The sequence below is a fragment of the Micromonospora sp. KC213 genome (assembly GCF_004348325.1).
GTDB lineage: Bacteria > Actinomycetota > Actinomycetes > Mycobacteriales > Micromonosporaceae > Micromonospora.
On the sequence record NZ_SMKF01000090.1, the window covers coordinates 1 to 23,312 of the forward strand.

General features: G+C 71.2%; 29 protein-coding genes and 1 pseudogene. 14 read left to right on the plus strand and 16 right to left on the minus strand.

From position 1 onward, the window contains the following. The coding region (locus tag E1166_RS18490) for a fructosamine kinase family protein (RefSeq protein WP_207914330.1) at positions 1–389 on the minus strand (389 nt) is incomplete at its 3' end. Positions 390–540: 151 nt separating this feature from the next. On the opposite strand from E1166_RS18490, the gene E1166_RS18495 reads away from it, so the two are divergent. Then, a complete protein-coding gene (locus tag E1166_RS18495; RefSeq protein WP_132340500.1) occupies positions 541–1,590 on the plus strand; it encodes a DUF4192 domain-containing protein in 1,050 nt (349 codons plus the stop codon). A gap of 29 nt (positions 1,591–1,619) precedes the next feature. On the opposite strand, the gene E1166_RS18500 is transcribed toward E1166_RS18495, so the two are convergent. Continuing rightward, positions 1,620–2,636, minus strand: coding sequence for an acyl-CoA desaturase (locus tag E1166_RS18500; RefSeq protein WP_132340536.1), 1,017 nt, complete (start codon positions 2,634–2,636; stop codon positions 1,620–1,622). Positions 2,637–2,926: 290 nt separating this feature from the next. On the opposite strand from E1166_RS18500, the gene E1166_RS18505 reads away from it, so the two are divergent. From E1166_RS18505 to E1166_RS18515, 3 genes are read left to right on the plus strand one after another with little or no spacing between them, the layout of a single operon-like run. Continuing rightward, the gene (locus tag E1166_RS18505) at positions 2,927–3,160 is read left to right on the plus strand and encodes a hypothetical protein (protein WP_132340502.1); all 234 of its coding nucleotides are present in this window, start codon (positions 2,927–2,929) and stop codon (positions 3,158–3,160) included. Positions 3,161–3,210: 50 nt separating this feature from the next. Then, positions 3,211–3,642 carry a phage holin family protein gene (locus tag E1166_RS18510; RefSeq protein WP_132340504.1) on the plus strand — a complete coding sequence of 144 codons (432 nt, stop codon included), beginning with the start codon at positions 3,211–3,213 and terminating at the stop codon, positions 3,640–3,642. Beyond that, the gene (locus tag E1166_RS18515) at positions 3,639–4,112 is read left to right on the plus strand and encodes a DUF3618 domain-containing protein (RefSeq protein WP_132340506.1); all 474 of its coding nucleotides are present in this window, start codon (positions 3,639–3,641) and stop codon (positions 4,110–4,112) included. Before E1166_RS18510 ends, E1166_RS18515 begins: the two co-directional genes overlap by 4 nt. 44 nt (positions 4,113–4,156) lie before the next feature. On the opposite strand, the gene E1166_RS18520 is transcribed toward E1166_RS18515, so the two are convergent. From E1166_RS18520 to E1166_RS18530, 3 genes are all read right to left on the minus strand, one after another. Next, positions 4,157–4,861, minus strand: a complete 705-nt coding sequence (locus tag E1166_RS18520; RefSeq protein ID WP_132340508.1) for a VOC family protein — start codon at positions 4,859–4,861, stop codon at positions 4,157–4,159. 552 nt (positions 4,862–5,413) lie between these two features. Next, on the minus strand, positions 5,414–5,968 hold the full coding sequence (locus E1166_RS18525) for a hypothetical protein (protein WP_132340510.1): 555 nt from the start codon (positions 5,966–5,968) through the stop codon (positions 5,414–5,416). Positions 5,969–6,046: 78 nt separating this feature from the next. Next, a complete protein-coding gene (locus E1166_RS18530) occupies positions 6,047–6,838 on the minus strand; it encodes a hypothetical protein (protein WP_132340512.1) in 792 nt (263 codons plus the stop codon). A 321-nt stretch (positions 6,839–7,159) separates the two neighbouring features. Between E1166_RS18530 and E1166_RS31575 the strand changes: the two are divergent. Beyond that, positions 7,160–7,296: pseudogene (locus E1166_RS31575) on the plus strand (DUF397 domain-containing protein); the annotation flags it as partial. A gap of 141 nt (positions 7,297–7,437) precedes the next feature. Here E1166_RS31575 and fdhD read toward each other — a convergent pair. Then, positions 7,438–8,289, minus strand: a complete 852-nt coding sequence (fdhD, locus tag E1166_RS18540; RefSeq protein ID WP_132340514.1) for a formate dehydrogenase accessory sulfurtransferase FdhD — start codon at positions 8,287–8,289, stop codon at positions 7,438–7,440. A 116-nt stretch (positions 8,290–8,405) separates the two neighbouring features. Between fdhD and E1166_RS18545 the strand changes: the two genes are divergently transcribed. From E1166_RS18545 to E1166_RS18555, 3 genes are all read left to right on the plus strand, one after another. Continuing rightward, entirely contained in the window at positions 8,406–9,011 is a 606-nt protein-coding gene (locus E1166_RS18545) for an NTP transferase domain-containing protein (protein WP_243710422.1), read from the plus strand. Continuing rightward, positions 9,008–9,262 carry a DUF6457 domain-containing protein gene (locus E1166_RS18550; RefSeq protein WP_132265995.1) on the plus strand — a complete coding sequence of 85 codons (255 nt, stop codon included), beginning with the start codon at positions 9,008–9,010 and terminating at the stop codon, positions 9,260–9,262. Before E1166_RS18545 ends, E1166_RS18550 begins: the two co-directional genes overlap by 4 nt. Positions 9,263–9,354: 92 nt before the next feature. Then, on the plus strand, positions 9,355–10,464 hold the full coding sequence (locus E1166_RS18555; RefSeq protein ID WP_132340516.1) for a hypothetical protein: 1,110 nt from the start codon (positions 9,355–9,357) through the stop codon (positions 10,462–10,464). Positions 10,465–10,510: 46 nt separating this feature from the next. On the opposite strand, the gene E1166_RS18560 is transcribed toward E1166_RS18555, so the two are convergent. After that, on the minus strand, positions 10,511–10,969 hold the full coding sequence (locus E1166_RS18560; protein ID WP_132266026.1) for an Lrp/AsnC family transcriptional regulator: 459 nt from the start codon (positions 10,967–10,969) through the stop codon (positions 10,511–10,513). Between the two features lie 59 nt (positions 10,970–11,028). Between E1166_RS18560 and ddaH the strand changes: the two genes are divergently transcribed. Beyond that, complete coding sequence (gene ddaH / locus E1166_RS18565; protein ID WP_347813029.1) at positions 11,029–11,862, plus strand: dimethylargininase; 834 nt, start codon at positions 11,029–11,031, stop codon at positions 11,860–11,862. A 52-nt stretch (positions 11,863–11,914) separates the two neighbouring features. Here ddaH and E1166_RS18570 read toward each other — a convergent pair whose 3' ends face one another. Together E1166_RS18570 and E1166_RS18575 are read right to left on the minus strand one after the other, a co-directional pair. After that, positions 11,915–13,141, minus strand: coding sequence for an ABC transporter substrate-binding protein (locus E1166_RS18570; RefSeq protein WP_132340518.1), 1,227 nt, complete (start codon positions 13,139–13,141; stop codon positions 11,915–11,917). Between the two features lie 80 nt (positions 13,142–13,221). Beyond that, entirely contained in the window at positions 13,222–14,019 is a 798-nt protein-coding gene (locus tag E1166_RS18575; protein WP_132340520.1) for an alpha/beta hydrolase, read from the minus strand. Between the two features lie 75 nt (positions 14,020–14,094). Here E1166_RS18575 and E1166_RS18580 point away from each other — a divergent pair, with 75 nt between their 5' ends. After that, positions 14,095–14,697, plus strand: coding sequence for a bacterial proteasome activator family protein (locus E1166_RS18580; protein ID WP_132266003.1), 603 nt, complete (start codon positions 14,095–14,097; stop codon positions 14,695–14,697). 47 nt (positions 14,698–14,744) lie between these two features. On the opposite strand, the gene E1166_RS18585 is transcribed toward E1166_RS18580, so the two are convergent. Then, on the minus strand, positions 14,745–15,557 hold the full coding sequence (locus E1166_RS18585) for an HAD family hydrolase (RefSeq protein ID WP_132340522.1): 813 nt from the start codon (positions 15,555–15,557) through the stop codon (positions 14,745–14,747). Then, complete coding sequence (locus tag E1166_RS18590) at positions 15,557–16,378, minus strand: HAD-IIB family hydrolase (RefSeq protein WP_132340524.1); 822 nt, start codon at positions 16,376–16,378, stop codon at positions 15,557–15,559. The genes E1166_RS18585 and E1166_RS18590 overlap by 1 nt, the downstream gene beginning before the upstream one ends. Positions 16,379–16,631: 253 nt before the next feature. On the opposite strand from E1166_RS18590, the gene E1166_RS18595 reads away from it, so the two are divergent. The 3 genes from E1166_RS18595 (at position 16,632) to E1166_RS18605 (ending at position 18,324) form a co-directional block, all read left to right on the plus strand. After that, positions 16,632–17,063: an OsmC family protein gene (locus E1166_RS18595; protein ID WP_132266009.1), complete on the plus strand. Its 432-nt coding sequence runs from the start codon at positions 16,632–16,634 to the stop codon at positions 17,061–17,063. Between the two features lie 116 nt (positions 17,064–17,179). Further along, positions 17,180–17,524, plus strand: coding sequence for a metallopeptidase family protein (locus E1166_RS18600; RefSeq protein ID WP_207914334.1), 345 nt, complete (start codon positions 17,180–17,182; stop codon positions 17,522–17,524). 77 nt (positions 17,525–17,601) lie between these two features. After that, positions 17,602–18,324 carry an AIM24 family protein gene (locus E1166_RS18605; RefSeq protein ID WP_132266011.1) on the plus strand — a complete coding sequence of 241 codons (723 nt, stop codon included), beginning with the start codon at positions 17,602–17,604 and terminating at the stop codon, positions 18,322–18,324. A gap of 38 nt (positions 18,325–18,362) precedes the next feature. Here the strand turns inward: E1166_RS18605 and pheA are convergent, their stop codons facing one another. From pheA to E1166_RS18630, 5 genes are all read right to left on the minus strand, one after another. Then, positions 18,363–19,319 (minus strand): prephenate dehydratase, encoded by a 957-nt coding sequence (pheA, locus tag E1166_RS18610; protein WP_132340526.1) that lies wholly within the window; start codon positions 19,317–19,319, stop codon positions 18,363–18,365. 10 nt (positions 19,320–19,329) lie between these two features. Then, the gene (locus E1166_RS18615) at positions 19,330–19,950 is read right to left on the minus strand and encodes a hypothetical protein (RefSeq protein ID WP_132340528.1); all 621 of its coding nucleotides are present in this window, start codon (positions 19,948–19,950) and stop codon (positions 19,330–19,332) included. A 102-nt stretch (positions 19,951–20,052) separates the two neighbouring features. Next, a complete protein-coding gene (locus E1166_RS18620; protein WP_132340530.1) occupies positions 20,053–20,442 on the minus strand; it encodes an ACT domain-containing protein in 390 nt (129 codons plus the stop codon). Between the two features lie 106 nt (positions 20,443–20,548). Next, on the minus strand, positions 20,549–21,007 hold the full coding sequence (locus tag E1166_RS18625) for a PAS domain-containing protein (RefSeq protein ID WP_132266020.1): 459 nt from the start codon (positions 21,005–21,007) through the stop codon (positions 20,549–20,551). A gap of 184 nt (positions 21,008–21,191) precedes the next feature. After that, a complete protein-coding gene (locus tag E1166_RS18630) occupies positions 21,192–21,929 on the minus strand; it encodes a hypothetical protein (RefSeq protein ID WP_132340532.1) in 738 nt (245 codons plus the stop codon). Between the two features lie 163 nt (positions 21,930–22,092). Between E1166_RS18630 and E1166_RS18635 the strand changes: the two genes are divergently transcribed. Next, positions 22,093–23,307: an arginine deiminase gene (locus E1166_RS18635; protein ID WP_132340534.1), complete on the plus strand. Its 1,215-nt coding sequence runs from the start codon at positions 22,093–22,095 to the stop codon at positions 23,305–23,307. Positions 23,308–23,312 lie beyond the last annotated feature (5 nt).

The following is a 23,312-nucleotide window of genomic DNA, read 5'->3' on the forward strand; positions in this document are numbered from 1 at the left end:
CACTCCGCCCCGAACGCCACCGCCCCGGCCCGGTGCATCGCGGCCAGCTCCCGGCCGAACCGTTCGGCCGCCTCCGCCGACGGCTCGCCCGGCTCGACCCAGTCCAGGGCCAGCAGCTCCGGCAACGCCACCACCACCTCGGGCACCGGGACCGCGTCGGCCGCCCGCAGCCAGCGCAGCCCGGCCGCCTCGCTGGCGAACAGGCCCGCCGGCAGCGGCCGGTGGGCCCGCTCGGGCCAGGTCTTGGCGAAGACCGAGTGCCCGTCGTCCAGGGTCAGCCGGGCGGCGACGCAGCTGTCACCGCCGGAGACCGGCGTCTCGCGGATCCGCTGGTGGGTCAGGAAGGTGGGCAGGTGTTCCGGGTGCGCCCGCAGGTACGCCAGGTCCATCAGCGCAAGGTAACCCCTTCCGGCCCGCCGTGTCGGCGCTCGACCGTCGCGAACCGCGCAGACCTGCGACAACACTCTCCGCATCTGTGGATATCCGGAGTGTCGTCCACAGGGTCTGTCGCCACGACCCGGCGGATCGCAGGCTGCCCCCATGACCGCGACCGACCGCCCCCGGCTCACCGTCCGTTCGCCCGCCGACCTCATCGCCGCCGTGCCGTACCTGCTCGGCTTCCATCCCGCCGACAGCGTGGTCGTGGTGGCGATGCGGGGCCGGCGGATCGTCTTCGCCGCCCGCGCCGACCTGCCCGACCGGGGCACCGACCCCGGGCTGCCGGCCCGGCAGCTCGGTGACGTCCTCACCCGGCAGGACGCCGAGGCGGCCACCGTGCTCGGCTACGGCCCCGCCGACCGGGTCACCCCCACCGTCGACGCGGTACGCGACGCGCTCACCACGGCCGGGCTGGCCGTGCTGGACGCCCTGCGGGTCACCGACGGACGGTACTGGTCGTACCTCTGCGACGGGGAGGACTGCTGCCCGCCCGACGGCACCCCGTACGACGCGGGCACCAGCCAGGTCACCGCGACGGCGGTCTTCGCCGGCCAGGTGGCCCTGCCCGACCGGGCCGCGCTCGCCGCGCTGGTGACGCCCGGCGACGGGCACGACGCGGCGGCGATGCGCCGGGCCGGTGTCCGGGCCGAGCGACGCCTGCTCACCCTGCTGGACCAGGCTCCCGCCGCCGACGTGCTGGATGGCCGGGCGGTGCGGGTCGCCGGGACCGACGCGGTCCGGGGCGCACTGCGCCGGCACCGCCGGGGCGAGCGGTTGACCGACGACGAGGTGGCCTGGTTGACGCTGCTCCTGACCCATCTGCCCGTCCGCGATCATGCCTGGGAACGCACCGACGGGCGGGACGAGGACATCGACCTCTGGAGCGACGTGCTGCGCCGCGCCGAGGAGGAGCTCATCGCCGCGCCCGCCAGCCTGCTCGCCTTCGCGGCCTGGCGCGCCGGCCAGGGCGCGCTCGCCGCCGTGGCGCTGGAGCGGGTCCTGGCGGTCCACCCCGAGTACTCGCTGGCCCAGATCCTCGACGACCTGTTACGGCGGGGCGTGCCCCCGTCCGACCTGGACGGTTGGCCCGCCGTGGGTGAGCCCGGTCGAGTGGTACGCCGCAAACGACGCCGCCGTCCCCGCCAGGGCTGAGACCGCAGGCCACGGGCGCTGGACGCCGGTCAGGTGTGGGCGATGGTCCGAAGGTACGCCAGCGCCTGCGCCCACGATCGGGTCAGCGTGGTTTCGTGGTAGGCGATGTCGTGTTCGATGCAGAACTTGCGGACCAGTGGCTGGGCGCGGCGCAGATTCGGTCGGGGCATGCTGGGGAAGAGGTGGTGTTCGATCTGGTAGTTGAGCCCACCGAGTAGTGCGTCGAGGACCGGGCCGCCTCGCACGTTGCGGGAGGTGAGGACCTGTCGGCGCAGATAGTCGAGATTGTCGGCCTCGGTCAGGATGGGCATGCCCTTGTGGTTGGGGGCGAAGGAGCAGCCGAGATAGAGGCCGAACACGCCCTGGTGGACCAGGATGAACACGATCGCCTGCGGGACGCCCAAGATCAGGAATACGGCCGTGATGTAGCCGGCGAGGTGCAGGGTGAGCAGGCCGGCCTCGGTGGGGCGGTGCCGGAGCCGATTGCCTCGTACTACCGCTCTGATGCTGTTGGCGTGCAGGTGCAAACCTTCGAGTAGTAGCAGCGGGAAGAAGAACATCGCCTGATGCCGGACGAGCAGCGCCCTGAGGCCGCGCTGCGCTGCGGCCTGTGCCGGGGTGAACGACAGGGGCGCGACCACGATGTCCGGGTCGTGGCCTTCGGTGTTCGGGTGGGCATGGTGGCGGTTGTGCTTTTCCACCCACCAGCCGTAACTGATCCCGGTCAGCAGGTTGCCGCACACCAGGCCGACCACGTCGTTCGCGCGGCGGGAGCGGAAGATCTGCCGATGCCCGGCGTCGTGACCGAGGAATGCCGTCTGAGCGAGAATCACCGCGAGAGTTGCGGCGACAGTCACCTGCCACCACGACTGCCCGAGCCGGACGAACACCACGCCCGTCACGCCGAGGCACCCAAGTAGCAGCGCTGAGCGTAAAGCGTAGCGACCGGGACGCCGATTGAGCAGACCCGCGCCCCGCACGAGGCGGGACAGGTCGGCGTACTCACTGCCCCGCTCGCTGCGGGCACCCAGATCCGTATCGCTCACCTTCGCCCACTCCTGCAAGCCGCGCCCGACCTCCTTGCCCGGCTCCACCGTCAGTGCTGCCGGGCAGTCGTGGGCGATTCACCCGTGCCACGGAGACTGATTGGGCGAACCGCTGCTCGTGGACTCAGTGTCGCTCACGGCTGCCGTCGGCACCGAGAAACGGCAATTCACCCCACGGCCGGGGCGCACATGGTGACCGTCCCATGCAAATCTGCCGATTAGGTGCATAGCTTCAGCGGTCGAGCCCGACAATCAGGATCATGCGGGCACGTTGGATTCCGAAGGCAGTCATGGCAGGCAAGAGAAACTCCGCCATCCGGCAGGCGCTCATCCTGGCCTTCGCGGCCGGGGCATTGACCGGGTCGGCGGGCGCGTTGACGCTGCGACGTCGCCGGCAGGAGGGCGGCTTCCCGGCGGGCGATGCCGCCGGCCATCTGACCGAGCCCTCCGGCCCGCCGCTGGGCGAACGGTTCGACGGCCCCTCGCTGGGCTCGACGAGCATGCCAGCGGCACAGCACGGCTGACCAGGCAGCGCCTCGGGTCATCCCGGCCCGCGAGAGAGATGAGGCCACCCATGGCAGAACGTCCCAGCGGCAACCCGCGCGCCGCGTCTGTCGACGCGCCAGTCGCAGAGCTGGTGCGGCGCGCCACCGAGCAGATCACCCGACTCGTGCGCGATGAGTTGATGATGGCGCGGGCGGAGATGACCGCGAAGGGAAAGCGCGCGGGCGTCGGCGCCGGACTGCTCGGCGGCGGCGCCATGCTCGGTCTCTACGCCGGCGGCGCTGCCGTCGCCACAGTCATTCTGGCCCTGGCCGCTTTCATGCCCGCCACACTGGCCGCGCTGATCGTCACCGTGATCCTGGCCATCGCCGCCGCCATTGTGGCCAAGGGAGGCAAGAAGCAGGTCACCAAAGCCATGCCGCCCACGCCGACGGCGACCAGGGACAGCGTACGCGCGGACACCGAGACCATACGCGGCGCAGCGAGTCGGAGGAAGCAATGAGCACGCCAGCGGGTAGCAGCGACCCGGACCAGACCCGACGCGACATCCAGCACACACGCGCCGAACTCGGCGACACCATCGCCGCCCTGGCCACCAAGACCGACGTCAGGACACGCCTGCGAACCAAGACCACCACCGCCTCCGACGAACTCCGGCAGCGCGTCACCCAGGCCGGCCAGTCAGCGAAGACTACGGCGGTTCAGAGGTCGGGCATGCTGAGCCAGAAGGCATCCCAGTACGCCACGTCCGTCAAGCAGAAGGCCCAGCAGGCGACCACCGCGATGCGCGGCTCGGCCGCGGGCGGTGCCCAGACCGCCGGTAAAGCCGGCTCGAACCTGGTCGCCTCCGCCCGCGGCGTGACCACCAGGATCGGTAGCTCGGTGCGCGCGAAGCCGAAGCCGGTCCTGGCCGCCGCCGGCGCCATCGCCACCCTCGCCGTCGTGGCCTACCGGCGCCGCCGGCCGAGGTGACCAGCCGGGTTTACGAGGGGACACCCTGCCTGGCCGCGCTGTGGTCAGTTTCCTTGTACGCAGAACTCGTTGCCGTCGGGATCGGCCAGCACGACGGCGCCGTCGGCATCGACATCGAGGCAAGTAGCCCCGAGGGAAACCAGCCGATCGACCTCCGCCCGCTGGTCGCCACCGGTCGGGACGAGGTCGAAGCGCTGCCGGTTCCACGCCTCTTTCGGGGCCACGGGCGGGCCTCCCCAGGCGACCTTCGTGCCGCCGTGCGGTGACTGGATCGCGGTCTCCTGGTCCTGGTCCCACACCAGCGGCCAGCCCAGCGCCTCGCTCCAGAAGAGGCCGACCCCCCGGGTGCCGTCGCAGGCGAGTTCCCCGAGCAGGCCGCAGCCGGCGAGGAAGCCGTTGCCGGGCTCGATCACGCAGAACTCGTTGCCCTCGGGGTCGGCCAGGACGATGTGCCCCTCCTCGGGGCGCTGCCCGATGTCGAGGTGAGCGGCGCCGAGCGTGAGCGCCGTCGTCACCATGTGCTGCTGGTCGGCAGGGTCGGTGCTGGTCAGGTGGAGGTGCATGCGGTTCGGGCCCACCTTCTCCGTCCGGCTCGAAACGAACCGGAGGCCGAGCTGGGTGTCCCCACCGGGCAGGAGGGCACCACCGGCGCCCTCGACGACCTCCCGGCCGAGCAGGTCGGCCCAGAACCGCGCCAGGCGGTCCGCGTCGTGCGCGTCGAAGGTCACTGCCAGCAGTCGAGAGAGCATTTCCGCACCGTAGACACGGCCCAGCCACCCGACAAGGCGTTTAGCCGGCGTCCGATTTGTCACCCGCCCGTGCTTGATCAACTTCACCTGCCGCGAATCGCGGTGTCCCCGCCCACGGACACCGCGATTCGCGGCAAATGGAGTACCGGCATCTTGCCGAACGGTTCCGGTGGGTAAGTGGTTGAGGTGGCCGCCAGCCCGTCCACCACCGACCCAGGCAACCGAGCAGACCAGGGTCAGGCTGGCCAGGTGGAGAGCCCTACCGGACGTACGACTGATCACCCTGGCCCTGCCCGGACTGCGGGTCGGCGCACCCCAACCATGAGTTGGTGATCTGGAAGGGGCGTCCCGGTAGCCGTTCGAACCGCCGCAAGAAGCCCTGATGACGGTTCAGTTACCGGAGAAAATCACAGCAAGTCCCCAACATACGTGGACGCCGCGCGGGTGTCCGTTCTTCAGGCAACACGCAGCAATGGCACCGGAAGTCTGGACAGCAAACCCACTCGCTCCTTAACGAAACCGAGTTGTCCCGGGACTCTCCGGACCGGGAAGCTACCCGGACGCCACCCGGAAGTAGATGTTGCCCTTTGCGAATTCGGCGATCGCGTCGGTGATGCCGCCGGTGTATACCACGTCCCATTCGTTCACCAGCCTCTCGTCCTTCAGCGCTGACCGGATGAACGTCTCAAGGGCGCTGCGGCGGATAAGCGTGTCCTCGTCCGTGGCCACGCTCTCCCCTGCCATGTCGGCGACGAACCTCGCCTGGAGATCAGCGGCCTTCTCCCAGTTGATGACTCCGGAATTTTTGTCGGTCTCGTGGATGACAAAGTCCGTCAGCGACTTCGTCATCGATCGAACAATTTCCGCCGAGTTGGCAGAACGTGCATAGCGTCCCTGTCCGATTCCCTTCAGTAGGTCGCTCGCCTTTCCGATCGCCGGCCTGCCGGTCATCAGTTCGATCACCTTGGCCTTTTCGAGGTATTTCTCGATGCTCTCAGTGATTGGCTTGGCTGTCTGCAACATGTTTCTCAGCGCTTCGGCCGGCAGTAGGTCGAAGACTTCGTACTGTACATCCTTGGGTAGGTCAGAAATGTAATCCTGGGGCATTTTATGTCTTTTCGTCAGCGGGAAAGGAGGCTATTTGGCGACCGCAACGGGGTGGAGGTCCAGCTTGGTTTGATCCGATCACTCCTTGACTTCGGAGACGGGGATCAGGTGTACGAAAGACCAGGTTACCCGCTCGGTCTTGGTTTTGATCTTGACGTCAAAAACCTCGAAGGTCTTCTCTACGTAAGCAAGGTGAGCAGTGGCGTCGACGAGTAACTTCACGTCGCTAACCTGTTTGCTGCGGCTGACGAAGATTCCGCTGCTCACCAGTGGCATGTTGGCGATAGAGATGTGTGGCACCTCGTGCAGAGGCGCCCCGGACATCTGTCCGCCGGCGCTCATGTCCACCAAGTCCTTGGGTTGGTTGTAGCGGGCGCCGTCGCCGCACGCAGCCATGCGGTAGTTGTGCTGAATTGCGACGTCATCCGAGATGTTTTCCACCCGCCAGTCCTCAATGGTGGAGCTGAAGGCACTCCCGATGACCATGCCGGTGCTCGCCCCGGTCGTCGGAACCGGGCCAAATGTGCCGAGGCTGAGATTGAGGTCGAGCTGGGAAGACGAGGAGATCGTCGCCGCGTCCATCGTTGTCTGCGGGCCGTCGATCTTGACGTAGTAGTGGGGCGAGTCGAGGCGGATGCTGATGTCGACGCCCTCCAGGTAGTAGCCGCGCTTGTCCTTCTTGTCGTGCGACATTTTGCCGCCGCGCCCTGCGGCAACGTCGGTTCCCTGAAAGTCGATACTGATGAAGGTGTTGTTTCTGAACTCTTCGAGTTGGGTGACCGTCGCATTCAGTCGCAGGCGAAGCGCAGCAACCTGGTCGGCGATCGGTTGTTCCTTGTACGCGTCAAGCGGGAACGATTTATCTGACATGCAGGTAATGATCCGCTAGATATTCGCTGGAATCAGTTGCTGGGTAAACTTGGAGACTCTGTCGAGAGCCCGACAGGGAAACGTTGGCTCCGTGTCGCCGGATACCCGAAGCCGAAGCCTCCACAGGCTCCTCACCGACCGCTGACCAGCTGGTTCGCTGTCCTATTGCCGGGTTCGGGCGTACTCCGGTCGGCCCTCTGCCAGGGCGGACCTCGTGACCGGGGGTAGCCCCGGCCCAGGGATCGGGTCACGGATGACGGCGGCCGGGGCACGCACGCGCCGGGCTGGCCGCCGCGAGGGGGCCACGCGCGGTGGCGGAAGATCACCCGTAGCGGTACCAGCGGCGGCAACTGTGTCGAGGTCGCCGACGACCTTTCCGGCGTCGTCGGCGTCCGCGACTCGAAGGACGCGGTCGGGCCGCGCTGGTCTTCTCCCCGGAAGCCTGGCGGACGTTCGTCGCCCAGCTGGCCGAGCGCGGCTGGCCGACCCCAGTCGTACCAAGCGCCCGTTCCCCTACCGGAACGGGCGCTTCGCTCTGCCTGGCGGCAGCCAGCCCCAGCGCGTTTTCGCAGGGAGCGGCGGGTGAGCAGGTGATCGGGTCAGTGGAGGATGCGGTGTGCGCCGGCGTACACGTTCATCGAGCGCCCGCGCAGGAACCCGACCAGCGTCATGCCCGCCTCCTCGGCGAGGTCGGCGGCGAGGGTGCTGGGGGCGGAGACCGCCGCGAGCAGGGGTACGCCCGCCATCCAGGCTTTCTGCGTCAGCTCGAAGCTGGCCCGGCCGGAGACCAGCAGCAGGTGCCCGGCCAGCGGTAGTCGCCGCTGCCGCACCGCCCAGCCGACGACCTTGTCGACGGCGTTGTGCCGGCCGACGTCCTCGCGCAGCACCACCAACTCGCCGTCCGGCCCGAACAGTCCGGCCGCGTGCAGGCCGCCGGTGCGGTCGAAGACGCGCTGCGCCGCCCGTAACCGGTCGGGCAGTTCGGCCAGCAGCGTCGCCGGCACGGTGAGCGCGTCGTCGGCGACGGCGAACCGGGACCGGGTCCGTACCGCGTCGATGCTGGCCTTCCCGCAGACCCCGCAGGCGCTGGTGGTGTGGAAGTTGCGCGTCGGGTCGGTGCTCGGCGCGGGGACGTCCGAGGCGAGCACCACGTCCACCACGTTGTAGGTGTTCGGGGTCTCCGCCCCGGCGCATAGCTGCGCGGTGTGCACGTCCTCGTCGGTGCGGATCAGCCCCTCGGTGAGCAGGAACCCGATGGCCAGGTCGAGGTCGTCGCCGGGGGTGCGCATGGTCACCGTCAGCGGGCGTCGCCGGCCCGGCCCGGCCGGGCCGACCCGGATCTCCAGGGGCTCCTCGACCGCCATGGTGTCCGGTCGGCGCAGCGCCGCCCGCCCGTCGGCCGCCTCGAGGTCGATCCGGAGCACGCTCCGCCGGTCAGTCGCCCGTCCCATCCCGCCATCCTGCCCCGCTGGCCCGGCATCCGGCACGGCGGCGCCCACCGGATGAGGTCCGCGCCCGGTGAGGCTCGCGCGGCCCGCCGCCGGGCAGCCGCGGATACGGTGGGCGGGTGACGGCGTACGCGGCGGTGGTGCTGACCGGTGGGGCGGCCCGCCGGATGGGCGGGCGGGACAAGCCCGGCGTGCCGGTCGGCGGCCGGCCGATGCGGGAACGGGTGCTCGCGGCGGTCGCCGACGCGGCCCCGCGCATCCTGGTCGGGCCGGCCAAAGCGGTCCCCGACGACGTGCTGGTGACCCGGGAGGAACCGCCGGGTGGTGGCCCGGTGGCCGCCGCCGCGGCCGGGCTCGCCCTGGTGCCCGCCGGCACGACCGTTGTCGCCCTGCTCGCCGCCGACCTTCCCCTGCTCACCCGGGACGCCGTCGCCATCCTGCTCGCCGCCCTGGATACGGACGAGAACGGGCCCGACGGGGTGTGTCTTCTCGACGACCGGGCACGCCGGCAGTCGCTGTGCGGGGTGTGGCGGACCGCAGCCCTGCGGGCTGCGCTGGACCGGCTGGCCGACCGCCGGGGCGGCACCCTCGGCGGCGCCGCCGTGCGGGAACTGCTCGCCGAGCTGACGGTTCGCGACCTGGCCTGGTCCGGTGGTGGTCCGCCGCCCTGGTTCGACTGCGACACTGACTCCGACGTACGCCGGGCGGAGGAGTGGACACGATGACGGTGCTGGACGACTGGGTCACGGCGGCCTGCGCGGAGCTGGGGCTCGACCCGGCGGACGTACCGGTGCCGCTGGTCCTCGACCTGGCCAGGGACGTCGCGCACCAGGTGTTGCGCCCGGGTGCCCCGGTCACCGCGTACCTGCTGGGGGTTGCCGTGGGGCGGGGCGCGGACCCGGCGGAGGTGACCGCCCGGCTGACCGGGTTGGCCGGTGCCTGGCCGGTGGAGCTGGGCGGCGACCGCCCGCAGTGAGCACGCCGGGCCGAGGGATGTCCGATCCCGGTCGCGGTGGACTCGTCCTGCGACCCGCCTGGGTAGGGTGGCCGGGACGGACGGAGGCGATCATGACGGCGGACCACCCCTCGATGCCGGCCAGTGATCAGACCGGCGCGGCGCCGGAGCATCACGAGTCGGTTCTGCTGGACGAGCCGACAACGGCCGACCTGCGGGCCAAGGTGACCGAGGCGTGGCGGGAGTTCGCCCGGGCGTTGGCCGAGCGGCTGCGTACGCTCCCGGTCGGGGCGCACCTCGAACTGACGCTCGACCCGACCGCGTCCGGCACCGGCGACGCCGTCTACTCGATCAGCGTGGAGATCGGCGAGGGGCGGATGGTGGCGCGGGCTGTCGGCAACGCCACCCTGCCGCAGGGGTACCGGCTGGACCGAGCCTCGGTGGCGGACATGATCGCGCTGGGCTGGTCACCCCCGGGGGTGCTGGCGGGCTCCGGGGAGGACTTCGGTCTGGAGGGCTCGACCGGGGACGCGACGAAGCTGGCCGCCCTGCTCTCCCGTACCCTGCGGGACGTCTACGGGACGCCGCATCCGGCGTTCCTCGTCTACCTGGTGCGCGACGCGGCGGGCGAACCGCTGCCGCCGGGGCCGCTCGGCACGGCACGCAGCGAGGTCGGCCCGGACCGCGACGTGGAGGCCGACCTGGAGGAGGCGCTGGCCGCTGCCGCCGCGTCGGCGACGGACGCCGACGGGGACGTCATGGCGCTGGAGGATCGGGTGCGCACGGTCGTCTCGACCATGCTCAAATCCAAGTCCGACCAGCTCCAGATCGACTCGGACGGTGACATCAACATCCGCGCCGGCTCGGCCATGGTGTTCGTCCGGGTACGCGACAATCCGCCGCTGGTCGACGTCTTCTCCCCGGTGCTCACCGAGGTCGAACCCACCGAGCGGCTGTACGTGAAGCTCTCGGAGCTGACCAACCGGATGCCGATCGGCCGGCTCTACTGCGCCGACGACACCGTCTGGGCGTCCATTCCGGTCTTCGGCCGCAACTTCCAGGCCACCCACCTGATGCTGGCGGTGCAGGTGATGACGGGCCTGGCTGACGAGTTGGACGACCGGCTGCACGGCGAGTTCGGCGGCAAGCGGTTCTTCGTGGAGGGCGACAAGCCGAGCCGGCCGGCTGGGGAGTCCGGCCACCGGACGGGCATGTACCTCTGACGACCTCGTGCCCGGGCCGGCCGCGCCGGTCCGGGCGGTCGGCGGGTCAGCTCGTGGACGGCCCGACGCCGGGGGACTCGACCAGCCGGGACAGCACGATGGTGCTGCGGGTGGAGGTCACGAACGACTCGGCGCGTAGCCGTTCCAGCGCCTCCTCCAGGTGGGAGATGTCGGCGGCCCGCAGGTGGACGAGGGCGTCGGCCTCGCCGGAGACGGTGTACGCGCCGACCACCTCGGGGTGCCGCCGGACGGCGACCCCGATCTGGGCGGGGGTGGTGCGGCCGGCGCAGAACAGCTCGACGAACGCCTCGGTGGTCCACCCCACGGCGGCCGGGTCGACCACGGTCGTGAAGCCCCGGATCACCCCGGTGGCGCGGAGCCGGTCGACCCGTCTCTTGACCGCCGGAGCGGACAGTGACACCCGGGTGCCGATGTCCGCGTACGACGCGCGGGCGTCTGCCACGAGCAGTGCAATGATTCGCTGGTCTACCGCGTCTATCTGCAACGTTCCGCCCTCGGAAAGCAAGATTTCTGGCTGTTACCAAACTTGTACGCTACCTACCCTTGGTCAGCGTGAACCAGCAGCGAGTCCCGCGAAAGCGGACATATCTCATGTGCTCGCCCGAGCATTTCGCCGTCGAGTACGCGATCAACCCGTGGATGGACGTCACCACGCCCGTCGACGCGGAGCTGGCGGTCAAGCAGTGGGACCGGCTGCGGGAGACCCTGGTCGAGCTGGGCCACGAGGTGCACCTGCTCACGCCCGAAGCCGGGCTGCCGGACATGGTGTTCGCCGCCAACGGCGCGTTCGTGGTGGACGGGACGGTCTACGGCGCCCGGTTCAAGCACGAGCAGCGGACCGCCGAGGCTGCCGCGCACCGCGCCTTCTACGAGTCGCAGGGCTGGCGGTTCATCGCGCCGGGCGAGACCAACGAGGGTGAGGGCGACTTCGCGTACCTGCCGGAGGCGTACGGCGGCCTCGTCCTGGCCGGTCACGGTTTCCGCACCGAGTTGGCGGCGCACGCCGAGGCGCAGGAGGCGCTCGCCCGTCCGGTGGTCTCGCTGCGCCTGGTGGATCCCCGCTTCTACCACCTCGACGTGGCACTCGCCTCGATCGACGACGGCAACATCGCCTACTACCCGGGGGCCTTCTCGTCGGCCAGCCAGCGGGTGCTGGCCCAACTCTTCCCCGACGCGGTGCTCGCCGACGACGCCGATGCCCTGGCCTTCGGCCTGAACCTGGTCAGCGACGGCCGTAACGTGGTGCTGAACAGCGATGCCAGCGGGTTGGCCGGCAAACTCCGGGCGGCCGGCTACCAGCCGGTCCCGGTCGAGTTGACCGAGCTGAAAAAGGGCGGCGGCAGCGTGAAGTGCTGCATCGCCGAGCTGCGCCACTGACCCCCGACGGGTCGGCCCCGTGCGGGCCGACCCGCCTTCGGTGGTGCCGGGTTCAGCCGAGCGTGGCAACCTCGTTGATCATGACGTTGGACAGCAGCCGACCGTCGAGCTGGACGCTGCGCAGGTACCACTTCTGCTGCGGGGTGCGCGGCTGGTTGAACTGCCACACCCCGCGCGGGCTGTCGATCTGCCCGATCTTGCCGATGGCGAGGTTGAGCACCTGCGGACTCGGGTTCGGCCCGGCGATCCGGAGCGCCTTGTCGAGCACCTGTGCGGCGTCGTACGAGGCCATCGCATAGGTGGTGGGGGAGCTGCTGTACATCTTGCGGTACGCGGCGGCGAAGACCCGGTTGGCGGAGTTGTTCAGGTCGACCGAGTAGTTCGACACGGTGTGGATGCTGCCGGGCAGCAGGTTGTCGTCACCGTCGAGCAGCACCCCGCGTACCTCGTTGAGGACGTTGCCCTCGGTGAGGAAGCCCGGCGCGTAGAGCGGCCCCTGGTAGGCCGGCCGGTTGCGCCGCAGCTGCCGGATGAACTGGATCGCGGCGGGGCCGGCGAAGTGGCCGACCAGCGCGTCCGGGTCACGGTCGATCGCCTGCCGGATGTGGGGGGCGAAGTCGCTGTCCCCCGGGTTGGTCTTGGCCGTGGTCCAGATGGTCTCGTCGGCGATGCGCGGGTCGTCGTTGCCGAACGCCTGCCGGAAGCCCTGCACCACGTCGAGGCTGGCACTGCTCTCCGGGGCGATCACGGTGATCCGGCTCCCGGTCGGCATCCGTTCCTTCAGGTAGACGGCGAGGGCGCGACCCGGCTCGTCGAGCACGTACGAGGTGCGCCAGATGTAGACCACGCTCTGCAGGCTGACCGGGGAGGCGTTCGAGCCGACCAGTGGCACCTTGGCCTGCTCGACGGTGTCCCGGATGCCGGAGATCACCGCCGGGTTGGCCACGCCGGTGAGCGCGAGCACGCCCTGCTTGAGCAGGTCGTTGACGGCGGCCTGCCCGGTCTTGGCGGTTTCGCCCTCGTCCCGCTTCTCCAGGGTCACCGGGTGGCCGCCGAGGTGCTGGTTGTTCAGCGCGAGGTAGAGCTCGAAGCCGTTGGTGATCTCCTGTCCGACGGCTTTGCCGGCACCGTTCTCCGGAGCGATGAGACCGATCTTGATGCGGTTGCGCTCTGGCACCGCATCGCTGTCCGCGTCGTCGCTGCCGCAGCCGGCGACCAGCCCGGCGGTACCGAGCGTGGTCATGAGCTGGAGGGCCCGCCTGCGGTTCATCTGGAACACCACCGAAATCCTTCCGGGAGCGGTTGCCGGGCGTCACCGCCCCCCGGCGTTCTACCTGCTCGGCGACGCTGCGTCAATGGCTAGTGATCTTTGTGCAAGGACTGCAACGCATCCCTGACCTGCGGCCATGCCGTGGATTCCGGATCTATGAGACCAAAGTGCTCACATTCCGGCATTTCACCGAAGGTCACCTCACCGCCCGCCGCCCGGGCGGCTGCCACGTAGCGTCGGCTGAGCGCGATCGGCACCTGCTCGTCCCGCAGACCATGCAGGATCACGGTGCGTACCGGCGGAGGCACCAGTGACCGTGGATCGGCTACCGCGTACCGCTCGGGGTGCGCGGTCGGGCCGCCGCCGAGCAGCGCCGCCACCGCGCCCGAGTCCAGGTCCAGCCGGTACGCCTCGGCCAGGTCGGCCACCGGAGCCAGCGCCAGCACTCCGCGTACGCCGTCCGGGGCGTGCGCGGCGACGAACAGCGCGAGGTGCCCGCCGGCCGAGTGGCCGAGCAGCAGCGGCGGCCCGGGTGCGACCCGCCCGGGCAGCGCGCTGGCGGCCAGGCCGGGCAGCGCCCTCACCCCGGCCAGCGCGTCCGTCAGGGTGCCCGGCCAGCCGCCGCCCGGTTGGCCGGTGCGCCGGTACTCCAGTTGCGCGACCGGCCAGCCGAGCCCGGCCAACGCCGCAGCCATCGGGCCGGTGTGGGTGCGGTCGTACTCGGTCCGCCAGAAGCCGCCGTGCAGGATCGCGAGCAGTGGCCGGGGCGGGCCGTCGCCGGCCGGCCCGCGCAGGTCGACGACCTGGTCGGGGTGGTCGCCGTAGGCGACCGTCAGGTCGGGCGGCGGGGCCGGGCGGGTGAGTACGGCGCGCGGGTCGGCGGGCATGTCGGCGACGGTACCGATCGGCGCCCGACGGAGGTGACCGGTCCCACCTCGTGCGGCTCGCGAGGGTGGGTAAAGATGGGTGTCATGACCGATGCGCACTCCGCTGGACAGAACGACGAGCCGGGCCGCGACAACGCCGGCCACTCGGGCACCGTGGTGGTGGTCGGGCCGGACGGCCGGCCGGTCGGCACGATGCAGACCGACGAGACGACCGGCGAGGATCCGACCCGCCTGGTCGAGCAGCCGGCCAAGGTGATGCGGATCGGCAGCATGATCAAACAGCTGCTGGAGGAGGTCAAGGCTGCTCCGTTGGACGACGCCAGCCGGCACCGGCTGCGGGAGATCCACCAGCGGTCCATCGTCGAACTCAAGGAAGGGCTCGCCCCCGAGCTGCGCGAGGAGCTGGAGCGGATCTCACTGCCGTTCACCGAGGAGAACGCGCCGAGCGAAGGCGAGCTGCGCATCGCCCACGCGCAGCTGGTCGGCTGGCTGGAAGGGCTGTTCCACGGCATCCAGGCGGCGCTGGTCGCCCAGCAGATGGCCGCCCGGGTGCAGCTGGAGCAGATGCGCTCGGGCCGGCAGGCGCTGCCCAGCGGCCCCGGCGGCGGCATGATTCCCGGGATGCCGGGGATGGGCCAGGCGCCGGGCGGCGAGCACAACACCGGCCAGTACCTCTGACCGGCGCTCCGGGGGACGTCGGCCACGCCGGCGCCCCCGGGGCCCGCTCAGTCCAACCCGAAGACCTTCTCCAGGTACGCCGCCACCCCGTCGACGGTGTTCGCGCCGGTGACCTCGTCGGCGACGGCCAGGACGGCGGGATGCGCGTTGGCCACCGCGACCGCCCGGCCCGCCCAGGTCAGCATGGGCAGGTCGTTGGGCATGTCACCGAAGGCCAGCACATCCTGTTCGGACACCCCGAGCCGTTCGGCGTACCAGGCGAGCCCGGCCGCCTTGGTCACCCCGGCGGCGGAGATCTCCACCAGCCCGCTGTACGACGAGTGGGTGGCCTCGGCCAGGCCCTCCAACGCCCCGGCCACCAACCGCACGAAGGCGTCCGGGTCCTGCTCGCCGGCCCGGGCCAGCAGCTTCACCGCCGGCACCGAGTGCAACTCCTCCGGTGACAAGACGGCCCGGATGGCGTCATGGTCAGCGTCCCAGCGCAGCGGGTAGTGCGCCTCGTGCCGCATCTGCCGGCTGTCCACGATCTCGACCGCGAAACTCACCTCCGGCACCGCCGCGCGCAGCCGCCGGGCCACCTCGGCGAGGAGGTCCGGGGCGAGCGGGTCGGCCCGCAGCACCTCGTCGGTGACCGGGTCGTACACCACGGCGCCGTTGGCGCAGATCGCCGGGAGCGGGGCGGCGAGCTGGTCGTACACGAGGTGGAGCCAGCGGATCGGACGGCCGGTGACCAGCACGACCGGCGTGCCCCGCGCGGAGATCTCGGCCAACACGGCGGCGGTCCGGGCGCTGAGCGTGCGGTCGTCGGCGAGCAGGGTGCCGTCGATGTCGGTGGCGACAAGTCGGGGTGGGACTGCCATCAACGGGAGAGTAGTCGGTCCAGGTAGACCGCGACGCCGTCGTCGTCGTTGCGCAGAGTGATCTCGTCGGCGGCGGCCCGGACGTCCGGGTGGGCGTTCGACACCGCCACCCGCGCCCAGCCTGCCCAGGCGAACATCGGCAGGTCGTTCGGCTGGTCGCCGAAGACCAGCACCTCCGCCGGGTCGACGCCGAGCCGCTCGGCGACCACGCTGAGCCCGGTGGCCTTGTCCACCCCCGGTGGGCTGATCTCGACGAACCCCAGGCCGGCCTGGGTCAGCGTGGCCACCTCCGGCGAAACGATCCGGCGGGCCACCGCGAGCAGCTCGTCCACGTGGTGGTCGGCGGTCCGCGCGAACGCCTTGATCACGTCGCCGGAGAGGCACTCCGCCCGGCTGCGTGCCTCGAACCGGTCCTGGTACGGCCAGCTCGGGTGGTAGTCGCCCCACAGCGGCGCGTCGTGCTCGTCGGACGCCTCGACCATCACGGTCAGCGGGCCCGCGACGGCCTCCAGTTCGGCCACGATCGTGGCCAGCACCGCACCCGGCAGGCGCTCGTCCCGGAGCACCACCGGGCCGGCCGGGTCGCTCTGGTCGACCACGCAACCGCCGCCGGCCATCACCAGGAAGTCGGCGGCGCGGATGTCGTTTCGGGTCAGTTCCGCCAGGCGGGGACCGCGACCGGTGGCGCCGACCACCGGGATGCCGGCGGCCCGCACCCGGTCGAGCACCTCGTGGGTGTACGCGGAAACGGTCTCGTCGCTGCGAACGAGCGTCCCGTCGAGGTCGGTGGCGATCAGCTTGGGCAGGCCCGGGCGGGTCATCGTTCCTCCTTCGCCCGCCGCCGTCGCAGCCAGCCGTTCTCGGTCGTCGGTGCCTCGACCGGAGTTGACGGCGGGCAGCAAACGTACCTCGTGGAACCGGTCGCAACCATGACTTCCCGGCTAATCGGGTGCCAAGCCGAGGTGACCAGATCCGTACCCTCCGCGATGTCGCCGGCAGGTGTGTCGGGCGCGACACGCGAAGCGGGCGGCGAGGTCGGTCGCCGCCCGCTGCCGTTTCGGTTAGCGTCGGGGAATGCCTATTCGTACCGCTTCCGCAAGCTGGCAGGGCAACCTCACCGAGGGTGCCGGAACCGTCCGCACCGGCAAGGGCGGCCTGACCGGTAACTACTCCTTCAAGTCCCGTTTCGAGGAGGGCGAGGGAACCAACCCCGAGGAGCTGGTCGGTGCCGCGCACGCCGGTTGCTTCTCGATGGCGCTGTCCAAGCAGCTGGCCGACGCCGGCGCCACCGACACCTCGGTCGACACCACCGCCAAGGTGCACTTCGACAAGACCGACGCCGGAATGACCGTGACCCGGATCGACCTGGAGACCGTCGGTCGGGTGCCGGGCATGGACGCCGCCCAGTTCACCAAGCTCGCCGAGGCCGCCAAGGAGGGATGCCCGATCTCGCGGCTGCTCTCCCCGGGGGCCGAGATCACCCTGGACGCGCGCCTCGCCTCCTGACCCGTTCCGTACCGCGCCGCCCGGCCCGCCCCTAGGGCGGATCGGGCGGCCCCGGCCGGGCCGGGGCCGCGCCGCTGCCGTCCGGGCCGGGGTCGGGGACAATGGGTGGCGTGCCGGTGGAGATGAGCCGTGAGCGCTTCGAGGAACTGGTCGGCGAGGCCCTGGACGAGGTGCCCGAGGAACTGCTCGGCCTGATGAACAACGTGGTCATCCTGGTGGAGGACCATCCACCTCCCGGGGAGGACCTACTCGGCCTCTACGAGGGGCACGCCCTCACCGAGCGCGGGTGGGACTACTCCGGCGTGCTGCCGGACCGGATCTTCATCTACCGTCACCCGATTTTGCGGATCTGCGACACCGAGGACGACGTGGTCGACGAGGTGGCGGTGACTGTGGTGCACGAAATCGCCCACCACTTCGGCATCGACGACGAGCGGCTGCACGCCCTGGGCTGGGGCTGACCGTCCATCCGGCCGTTGTTCGCTGTTGTGCCCACTGCCTACCGTGGGGAGGCACCACGGCAACCAGGAGGAATCCCATGCGCAGTGCGCTGTTCTCTGCGGAGAACCTTGAGAAGGAGTCCGCCCAGCCCGGCATGCGGCTCCAGAGTTCCAAGATGCTCAAGATCGAGCTCAATGGCGAGGCAATGGCCCGCGTCGGCTCGATGGTGGCCTATCAGGGCCACGTGCAGTTCCAGGCCCTCGGCTCCGGTGGGCTCGGCAAGTTCATCAAGCAGCGGCTCACCGGTGAGGGTGTGCCACTGATGAAGCTCACCGGCCAGGGTGACGTCTTCCTCGCCGACTTGGCCAAGGACGTACACGTCATCGACCTGGAGCCGGGCGACGCCCTCTCCATCAACGGCTCCAGCGTGCTGGCCTTCGACTCGACCCTGTCGTACGACATCAAGATGGTCGGCGGTGCCGGCATGGCCTCGTCGTCCGGCCTGTTCAACTGCGTCTTCACCGGCCACGGCCGGATCGCCATCACCACCAATGGCACCCCGGTGGTGCTCAACGTCGACGCCCCCACCTACGTCGACCCGCAGGCCGCGGTCTGCTGGTCGGCCAACCTCCAGACCGGCTACCACCGGGCCGAGCAGCTCGGCCTGGGCACGCTGCTCGGCCGCAGCACCGGCGAGGCGTTCACGATGAGCTTCGCCGGCCAGGGTTTCGTGGTGGTCCAGCCGTCCGAGGAGCCGCCGGTCGCCGGCAGCGGCGCTCAGCAGCAACAGGGCGGTCTGCTCGGCGGTCTGCTCAGCTGAGCCGCGGTGGGGCGCCCGGTTGGGCGCCCCACCGCCGGTCAGCTCAGTTCGCCCGCCCGCAGCCGGGCGATCCAGGCCGCGGCGTCGGTGTAGTCGGCCTCGGAGAGCCCGGCCGGTGCGGGGACCGGCCGTTCCCCCGCCGCGTCGGCCCAGCGGTGCCGGGGGTACGACCCCAGGAAGCGCACGTCGGCGCAGACCCGGCGCAGCCCCTGCAACGCCTCGCCCATCCGGACGTCCGCCACGTGCCCGGTGCAGTCGAGGAAGAAGACGTACCGGCCCAGTGCCTCGCCGGTGGGCCGGGACTCGATCCGGGTCAGATTGACCCCGCGTACGGCCAGTTCCATCAGCACCGACAGCAGCGCGCCCACCCGGTCGTGGGCGATGTACACGGCCAGCGAGGTGACGTCGTCGCCGGTGGGCGGCGGCGGCGGGCCGGGCCGGGACAGCAGCGCGAAGCGGGTCACCGCTTCCTGGTGGTCGGCGATCTTGTCGGCGAGGACGGTCAGCCGGTGTCGGCTGGCCCCGATCGGGGCGCAGATCGCCGCGTCGTGGTCGCCGGCCGCCGCACCGGCCGCCGCCGCGCCGTTGGAGAGCACGTCGACCACAGTCGCGTCGGGCAGGTGGTCGCGCAGCCAGTTGCGGCACTGGGTGGACGCCTGCGGGTGGGCGGCGACGTCGCGGACCGAGTCCAGGGTGATGCCGGGACGGGCGGCGAGCACGAACTCCACCGGCAGGATCACCTCGCGGGTGATCACCAGCGGTGCCCCCTCGGCCAACTCGTCCAGGGTCACCCCGACCGCGCCGCCGATCGAGTTCTCCAACGGCACCAGCGCCGCGTCGGCCTCCCCCGCCCGTACGCAGTCCAGCGCCTCGCCGACGCTGCGGGCCGGTGTACGGCTGCCGCGTTCGGCGGCGGGGATGGTGCGCAGCGCCTGCTCGGCGAAGGTCCCTTCGGGGCCGAGGTAGACGAAACGGGTCGGCGGTGTACCGGGCATGCCGCCCAGCCTACGCACCCGGCAGGGCGTCGTCGCAGGCCAACGTCCGGATGGCCGGTGGCGCGGTGGCCCGTACCTCGATCGAGCAGACATCCGTCCCGGCGGTGACGAGGCGCAACGCGGTCGGCTCGCCTCGGGTGACGGCCTGGAGTTCCTCGTACCCGGTGACCGCGAGCACGGTGTACTGCCAGCCGTCGGCGCAGAGCGGCCCCTTGGTGGCCCGCACCGCCACGTCGCGGGGAAGCACGTGTCCGCGCAGCAGCCGGATCACCCGGTCGGCCGGGGGGCGACCCCGGCAGGGTGCGGCGGCCGGGGCCGGGGTGGAACCGGCCGGCGCACCGGGGGTGGGCAGGAGCCCCGGCCCTGTGGTGCCGGTCGGCACCCCCTGGGGGTAGCCGGGGAGTGCCGTCGCCGGCGAGCCGCCCGGTGCTGCGGCCGTGGGCAGGCCGTTGGCCGGGGGGACCGCGGGTGCACCGGCGGTGGCCGGCGTACGCAGATCCGGTGAGGCCGACGGGGCGGCGGCTCCGCGGCTCGGTGGGGTGGCGCAGGCGGTCAGCGGCAGGGCGGCGAGCAACGCGCCGGCGAGTGCCAGCCGGCGCGGCGGGGTACGGTGCGGTGCGTCAGGCGGCACGGACCGGTCCTCGGGGGGTAGAGGCTCTTCGGCGTCGAGACGGGTCGTGGTGGCCGTGGTGGCCGGTGCCATCGTAGGAGGGCCGGCGGGCATCGGGAAAGGTCAGCGCAGGACGCGGTGCCCGGCGCGTTCCAGGGCGGCGGTCGCCTCGGCGAGTCGCACCGCGGGAACCAGCACGTGATCGGTGTCGTACGTGGAGAAGGCCACCACGTTGACGCGGGCCTCGGCGAGCGGGGTGACCAGCGCGGCAAGGGTGCCGGTGACCGCGCCGTCGGCCGGCTCGACGAGGCGCAGGCACCGCCAGTCCGTCTCCACGGCCGCCTGGGCGGGAGCCCGGTCGCCCGGGCAGATGACCGAGATCCCGTTCGCGGTCCAGCTCACGGTCACCACCTCGGTGTCGCTCGGTTCGGCGGGCAGCCCGGCCGGCAGCGGGGTGCCGGCGGGTAGTCGGCACACCACGTACTCACCCGGAAGCAGAGCGAGATCGAGCATGGGGGCACCTTACGATGCCGGCGACGGTCGCCGCAGCACCCGGAACCGCGGCCGCACCGCGCGGGCGCGGTTCAGATTTGGGAGAGTCGGCACCGCGCGGCGCGGTTCAGACCTCGGAGAAGAAGGTGAGTGAGCCGGCCACCGTGCCGCCGGTCAGCACGGGGGTGGAGATGGCGTCGACGGTGGCGTCGGGCGTGTTCCCGCCCGCGGCCCGGACCCGCAGCAGGCCGCGGGCCAGCCGTCCGGAGTGCAGCGCGAGCAGCGGCGGAATCTTGTCGGACTCCTGCTCGGTCAGTTCCCCGCGAGCTGCGGTGAAATCGAGCAGCCGTAGGCCACCCGCCAGCAGCGGTCGGCCGATCACATCCTCCGGGTCGCCCAGGCAGAGCAGCCGGCAGCCCGCGGTGGAGATGGCCACCACCCTGGTCTCGGCGTCGATCAGCAGACACGGCTCGTCGGCGTGGCTGACCGTGGCGGACCACTGACCGACGTTGTCGGACTCCTGCTCCGGTGGTGTCCGCGAGGCTGGCGCGAACACTTCCGAGAGCGAGAGTTCGACGTGGGCCACCGCGCCTCCTAGGTACACCGACGGTCTGTCCACGCTAGCCGGTTCTCGTGGCAGCCGTCTGCTCGCGCTCCGGCCACCGGCGTCGGCGAGATCGAGGTCACCCGGACCGACCGGACGGCCGGCGACGGCGCGGACCGACCGGCTCCCTCCGTGGGACCGGGCCCACGTGGCGTCGCCGGTGACGTTACCGGCGGGCGGCCGGCTTGTCAGCGGCCGTTCGGCCCTCGTCGTACCACCGGTAGTCGGCGGCTGGACGGTACGTGCCGTTGAGCCAGGTCTGGGGCTGCTGGGCGACCCGGGACAGCTTCTCGGCGGTGGCCGGGCTGATCCGGTTGCCACCGGCGACCAGAAGGCGGTCCAGCTCCCGGTGGGTCGCCATGAGGCAGTCCTTCGGCAGGCCGTAGACGCTGATGACGCCGGAGCCGACGAAGGTCAGCACCGGCGTCACCGGAATCGGCAGGCCGACGGCTTCGGAGAGCGCCCTGCTCGCCCGCTTGGCGTCCCGCCGTGCCTCGGCCACGTAGGGCGGGCGCTTGCCGTTGATCTGGACCACGTCGCCGGCCACCAGCACCCGGGCCCGGCCGTGGTCGGCGATGGTCACCGCGAAGAGCCCACTGGGGCCGATGGCGAGGAAGCCGGCCCGGTCGTCCTGGCCGCGGCCGAGGAGCGCGTCGGTGGGGTCGGTGCGCGGCCACTCGATGACGTGCCAGGAGGGGCCCAGGTGGTCGAGCTGCCCGAGGGCACGTGCGCCGGCTGCCTCCAGCCGGCGGGCGCCCCGCTCGGCCCGTCGGCGACGGGCCCACTCCAGGGGGCTCGGACGGGCCGGCTGGAGCGCCGAGGGCGCCTCTGTCCGGGGCTGCGGCACCGTCACGGGCGGCAGTGCCCGGGTGGGTACGGCTCGACGAGCGGGAAAGACAGTCATCGCGACCTCCGGCAAAAGGTCCCTCGAAGTTATGTCCTCACTACCCTACGTCGCCATCCCGGGGGTACGGCAAGTTGGAGCGCCGGAATGAGTGCGGATGAATGCCATATTCATCCACCGTTCTTCCCGTGGACACTCCTCGCACCTGTCCTACGCTGCGAGGGTGACCCACTACGTGGACAGCGAGGTCGGTCGGCTCGGCACGGTGCTCCTGCACCGACCGGGGCCCGAACTCGCCCGGCTCACCCCTCGCAACAACGACTCGTTGCTCTTCGACGCTATCCCATGGGTGGGACGAGCGCAGGAGGAGCACGACGCCTTCGCCGCCGCACTGCGTGACCGGGGCGTCGAGGTCCTCTACCTCGCCACGCTCCTGGCCGAGACCCTGGCCGTCCCCGAGGCCCGCGCCGAACTCACCGAGCAGGTGCTCCGCTCGCCCCGGCTCGGCGACACGCTGCGCCGTCGGGTCGCCGACCACCTCACCTACCTCGATCCCGCCGCCCTCGCCGACGTGCTCATCGCCGGGCTCGCCCACGAGGAGATGAGGATCAGCCCCGAGCGCCCCGGCGGTCTGGTGTGGACGCTGATGGACCGCCACGACTTCGTCATCGATCCGCTGCCCAACCTGCTGTTCACCCGTGACTCGTCGCTGTGGATCGGCGACCGGGTCGGGGTCACCAGCCTTGCCATGCTGGCACGGCGGCGGGAGAGCACCCTCACCGACGCGGTGTACCGCTACCACCCGCGCTTCGTCGGCACCGAGTTCGTCTACCACCCGGAACTGGAGCACCTGGAAGGCGGCGACGTGCTGTTGCTCGCCCCCGGTGTGCTCGCCGTGGGGGTCGGCGAGCGGACCACCCCGGCCGGTGCCGAGCGACTTGCCCGGCAGGTCTTCGCCGCCGGCCTGGCGCACACCATCCTGGTGGTGCCGATCGCCCAGGAACGCGCCACCATGCACCTGGACACGGTCTGCACCATGGTCGACGTCGACACCGTGCTGATGTACCCGAACATCGCCAGCACGCTGTCGGCGTACACGGTCGTCGCCGGGCCGGGCGGCGAACCGCAGGTGGACGGTCCCGCGCCGTTCCTGCGCGCCGCCGCCGACGCGATGGACATCGACCAGCTCCGGGTGATCGACACCGGCCTGGACCCGGTGACCGCCGAGCGCGAGCAGTGGGACGACGGCAACAACACTCTCGCGCTGGCACCCCGGCTCTGCGTCGGCTACGAGCGCAACGTGGAGACGAACGCGCAGCTCGAACGGGCCGGCATCGAGGTCATCCCGATTGCCGGCTCGGAGCTGGGCTCCGGCCGGGGCGGCCCGCGCTGCATGTCCTGCCCGCTGGTCCGCGAACCCCTGCCCCCCACGCGCTGACCCCG

What these genes read in the sequence shown, in the direction of transcription:
- E1166_RS18495 (WP_132340500.1), top strand. Translation starts at nt 541, where the DNA reads ATGACCGCGACCGACCGCCCCCGGCTCACCGTCCGTTCGCCCGCCGAC.
- E1166_RS18505 (WP_132340502.1), top strand. Translation starts at nt 2,927, where the DNA reads ATGGCAGGCAAGAGAAACTCCGCCATCCGGCAGGCGCTCATCCTGGCC.
- E1166_RS18510 (WP_132340504.1), top strand. Translation starts at nt 3,211, where the DNA reads ATGGCAGAACGTCCCAGCGGCAACCCGCGCGCCGCGTCTGTCGACGCG.
- E1166_RS18515 (WP_132340506.1), top strand. Translation starts at nt 3,639, where the DNA reads ATGAGCACGCCAGCGGGTAGCAGCGACCCGGACCAGACCCGACGCGAC.
- E1166_RS18520 (WP_132340508.1), bottom strand. Translation starts at nt 4,861, where the DNA reads ATGCTCTCTCGACTGCTGGCAGTGACCTTCGACGCGCACGACGCGGAC.
- E1166_RS18525 (WP_132340510.1), bottom strand. Translation starts at nt 5,968, where the DNA reads ATGCCCCAGGATTACATTTCTGACCTACCCAAGGATGTACAGTACGAA.
- E1166_RS18530 (WP_132340512.1), bottom strand. Translation starts at nt 6,838, where the DNA reads ATGTCAGATAAATCGTTCCCGCTTGACGCGTACAAGGAACAACCGATC.
- fdhD (WP_132340514.1), bottom strand. Translation starts at nt 8,289, where the DNA reads ATGGGACGGGCGACTGACCGGCGGAGCGTGCTCCGGATCGACCTCGAG.
- E1166_RS18550 (WP_132265995.1), top strand. Translation starts at nt 9,008, where the DNA reads ATGACGGTGCTGGACGACTGGGTCACGGCGGCCTGCGCGGAGCTGGGG.
- E1166_RS18555 (WP_132340516.1), top strand. Translation starts at nt 9,355, where the DNA reads ATGACGGCGGACCACCCCTCGATGCCGGCCAGTGATCAGACCGGCGCG.
- E1166_RS18575 (WP_132340520.1), bottom strand. Translation starts at nt 14,019, where the DNA reads ATGCCCGCCGACCCGCGCGCCGTACTCACCCGCCCGGCCCCGCCGCCC.
- E1166_RS18580 (WP_132266003.1), top strand. Translation starts at nt 14,095, where the DNA reads ATGGGTGTCATGACCGATGCGCACTCCGCTGGACAGAACGACGAGCCG.
- E1166_RS18585 (WP_132340522.1), bottom strand. Translation starts at nt 15,557, where the DNA reads ATGGCAGTCCCACCCCGACTTGTCGCCACCGACATCGACGGCACCCTG.
- E1166_RS18590 (WP_132340524.1), bottom strand. Translation starts at nt 16,378, where the DNA reads ATGACCCGCCCGGGCCTGCCCAAGCTGATCGCCACCGACCTCGACGGG.
- E1166_RS18595 (WP_132266009.1), top strand. Translation starts at nt 16,632, where the DNA reads ATGCCTATTCGTACCGCTTCCGCAAGCTGGCAGGGCAACCTCACCGAG.
- E1166_RS18605 (WP_132266011.1), top strand. Translation starts at nt 17,602, where the DNA reads ATGCGCAGTGCGCTGTTCTCTGCGGAGAACCTTGAGAAGGAGTCCGCC.
- pheA (WP_132340526.1), bottom strand. Translation starts at nt 19,319, where the DNA reads ATGCCCGGTACACCGCCGACCCGTTTCGTCTACCTCGGCCCCGAAGGG.
- E1166_RS18620 (WP_132340530.1), bottom strand. Translation starts at nt 20,442, where the DNA reads ATGCTCGATCTCGCTCTGCTTCCGGGTGAGTACGTGGTGTGCCGACTA.
- E1166_RS18630 (WP_132340532.1), bottom strand. Translation starts at nt 21,929, where the DNA reads ATGACTGTCTTTCCCGCTCGTCGAGCCGTACCCACCCGGGCACTGCCG.